Genomic DNA, 1835 nt, shown 5'->3' on the forward strand with positions numbered 1-1835 from the left:
GTACCCGTTGTGCTTAACGTGGTTGCATCCGCATCTTCTGTCACTGCGCCTGTATCGTCGCCTGTCACAACCGATAAGTCATCCACACCGTTGATGGTGATTTCAATGATTTGTGTAATACCATCACTGGTGGTCACGGTGATCGTATCCGTTAGGAATTCACCTTCATCTAATGATTGGATAGCCGTTTGCGTATTATCCGCTGCGTAGCTCCACTCACCGTTTTCATCAATGGTCACGGTGCCGTAGTCACCGACCACATCACCAGCCACAAAGGTTGTGGTATCTGAACTGTCTGCATCACTTAACGATAAGGTGCCCGTCGCTGTTAATGCTGCCGCATCATCTTCTGTGACAACGCCCGCTGACTCCCCGGTCACAACCGATAAGTCGTCCACACCGTTGATAGTGATTTCAATGGTTTGTGTAATACCATCACTGGTGGTCACGGTGATCGTATCCGTTAGGAATTCACCTTCATCTAATGATTGGATAGCCGTTTGCGTATTATCCGCTGCGTAGCTCCACTCACCGTTTTCATCAATGGTCACGGTGCCGTAGTCACCGACCACATCACCAGCCACAAAGGTTGTGGTATCTGAACTGTCTGCATCACTTAACGATAAGGTACCCGTCGCTGTTAATGTTGCCGCATCATCTTCTGTGACAACGCCCGCTGACTCGCCGGTCACAACCGATAAGTCGTCCACACCGTTGATGGTGATTTCAATGGTTTGTGTAATACCATCACTGGTGGTCACGGTGATCGTATCCGTTAGGAATTCACCTTCATCTAATGCTTGGATAGCCGTTTGCGTATTATCCGCTGCGTAGCTCCATTCACCGTTTTCATCAATGGTCACGGTGCCGTAGTCACCGACCACATCACCAGCCACAAAGGTTGTGGTATCTGAACTGTCTGCATCACTTAACGATAAGGTGCCCGTCGCTGTTAATGTTGCCGCATCATCTTCTGTGACAACGCCCGCTGACTCGCCGGTCACAACCGATAAGTCGTCCACACCGTTGATGGTAATAACAATTGCTTGTTCAACACCATCACTGGTGGTCACCGTAATAGTATCGGTTAATGACTCACCGTCATCTAACGCTTGGATAGCCGCTTGGGTGTTATCTGCTGCGTATGTCCAACTACCATCGGCAGCAATAGAAACTGCACCGTAAGCACCCGTTACCGTTGCTGGCGTAAAGGTCGTTGTATCTGTGGTATCAACATCGCTTAACGATAATGTACCTGTCGTTGTTAACGTGGTTGCATCCGCATCTTCAGTTACTGCGCCAGTATCATCGCCTGTCACAACAGATAAGTCGTCAACGCCGTTGATAGTAATAACAATTGCTTGCTCAACACCATCGCTGGTTGTCACCGTAATAGTATCGGTTAATGACTCACCTTCATCTAACGCTTGAATAGCTGCTTGCGTATTATCCGCTGCGTATGTCCAACTACCATCGGCAGCAATAGAAACTGCACCGTAAGCACCCGTTACCGTTGCTGGCGTAAAGGTCGTTGTATCTGTGGTATCAACATCGCTTAGCGATAAGGTACCCGTCGTTGTTAACGTTGCTGCATCCGCATCTTCTGTTACTGCGCCAGTATCATCGCCTGTCACAACCGATAAGTCGTCAACGCCGTTGATAGTAATAACAATTGCTTGCTCAACACCATCACTGGTTGTCACCGTAATAGTATCGGTTAATGACTCACCTTCATCTAACGCTTGGATAGCCGCTTGCGTATTATCCGCTGCGTATGTCCATTCACCGTTTTCATCGATAGTGATATCACCGTAAGTGCCCGTCACTGTTGCTGC

1 protein-coding gene is annotated in these 1835 nt (G+C 48.6%); it reads right to left on the reverse strand.

Annotated features, from left to right (window positions below; translation table 11 throughout):
* The coding region (locus Q0794_RS18005; RefSeq protein WP_298944257.1) for a VCBS domain-containing protein at positions 1-1835 on the reverse strand (1835 nt) is incomplete at both ends.

Origin of the sequence: uncultured Psychromonas sp., from assembly GCF_947489755.1 — a bacterium.
Lineage (GTDB): Bacteria > Pseudomonadota > Gammaproteobacteria > Enterobacterales > Psychromonadaceae > Psychromonas.